Source organism: Sphingobacterium alimentarium, from assembly GCF_004342685.1.
GTDB lineage: Bacteria > Bacteroidota > Bacteroidia > Sphingobacteriales > Sphingobacteriaceae > Sphingobacterium > Sphingobacterium alimentarium.
Genome location: NZ_SMBZ01000098.1, coordinates 1 through 1,656 on the forward strand (window position 1 = coordinate 1; position 1,656 = coordinate 1,656).

Genomic DNA, 1,656 nt, shown 5'->3' on the forward strand with positions numbered 1-1,656 from the left:
CCTGTTTTCCGCAATGGGACACCCTAGAAATTTTTATTGACGATCTCGATTAACCTTGTTTGTTTTTCATCCATTTTCAAGAGGATGTTTTTTATGGCTCTGGATTGCGGGAGTACTATTTCCAGCTGGTATATATTTCTTGTTATCTCTGCGGCTTTTTCCGGTGATAATGAGAAGGATTCCTTATTAAGTACCCTTTCCAATTCCTTATAAATGGTGTAAGCTACAAAAGACAAGCAAATATGAGCCTCGATCCTATGCCTTAACCTATGATAAACTGGTCGGATCCGAAGATCAGTTTTAGACATCCGAAATGCTTTTTCGATGTGCCAAAGATTTTTGTAATTTGCTATGATTTCTTTAGCGGGAAGCGTGCTATTGGTCACATACCCCTTTAATCCATCCCATTTTTGGTCCTGGTCATATTTTTCCCTATCGATGGAGATTTTGACATTTCCCTCCATTTTAAGGTATTTGTTATAGCCTCTGTTATTAATATTGCTTTTGGTAAGCCTGCCACTGTTGATTTGCTTTTCGAGTCTTTTCAGCCCCCGTTTTCTGTTGATACCGTCTTTTTTTGCTCTCTTATCGGAATAGCTGATGATAGTCCTGATGGCTTCACTCTGGATTACCAGATACTCTCCATCCTTCAGCGAGTGTCCGATGATTGTTTCCTTTATCGTTCTGCCACTGTTTTTCAAACGTGCTCCAAGAATATATTGGTAACCTTGTTCTTCCAGTTTAGTGATGTTGGACTTGTTTAAAAGACCCGCATCAGCTACGATCACCGGCTTGTTCAGTCCGAACCGCTTACTTATTTTTTCGATGACCGGGATAAGTGTATTTCCTTCGTAGATATTACCCTCAAAAATATCGTAACCGATCGCATATCCTCCCAGCCCCACCAACAAACCTAAAAATATCTGAGGGTTACTATGCTTACCATCTTTGCTAAAGCCGCTTTTTCGGAGGTCATCCTCATCACTTGATTCAAAATAAAGGGTGGTCATATCGTAGAAAACAATATTGATTTCTCCCTTGAGAACCCGTTTGCTATGTTCGAAACCTATCTTTTCGATGGTTTCTTTCAATTGATTATTCAGCTTGTCCAAAAAGCGATAGATAGAATCTATGCTCACAGAGACTCCTTGGTAACGATAGAGGTATTCAACCGTTTTCAATTTGCTTAAAGGAAACGCAAGACGGGAAACAACCAAATGTCTAAAGAGCGGATCTTCAATTATCCCGTAACCAATGTGGTCAAAAATCCTTCCAAAAACCAGCTCTGGACCTATCGTTCGGATTTGACCATTGCTTAATTCAGACACAAAGCTTTCGATGATGTTATCCTTTTCAGGAGTAAACATGGTAAACTGGCCTTTCAGCTCACGAATGCGCTGCTCACCCTTCAACATCAGCTTCGAAAGCTCTTGCTCATCTACTGATGAGCCGATCGTTTCAACCACTTTGTATTTACCCGAGCTTTTGGAAATCAGCTGGACGCTAAAACTACCTGAATGGTTCTTTTTCTTTCTGACAAACACATCACAAAATAGATAAAAAAGCCATGAGACACCCTATTTTTAAATAACTCAACAGTAATACACTGAATTACAGTGAGTTTGAGTTAAGTTAAAATGACTTGCTGAAAACAGG

At 39.7% G+C, this 1,656-nt stretch carries 1 protein-coding gene; it reads right to left on the reverse strand.

Annotated elements, in window-relative coordinates; all coding sequences use genetic code 11:
* Positions 1 to 23 precede the first annotated feature (23 nt).
* Positions 24 to 1,466: an IS1634 family transposase gene (locus EDC17_RS16710; protein ID WP_207895803.1), complete on the reverse strand. Its 1,443-nt coding sequence runs from the start codon at positions 1,464 to 1,466 to the stop codon at positions 24 to 26.
* Positions 1,467 to 1,656 lie beyond the last annotated feature (190 nt).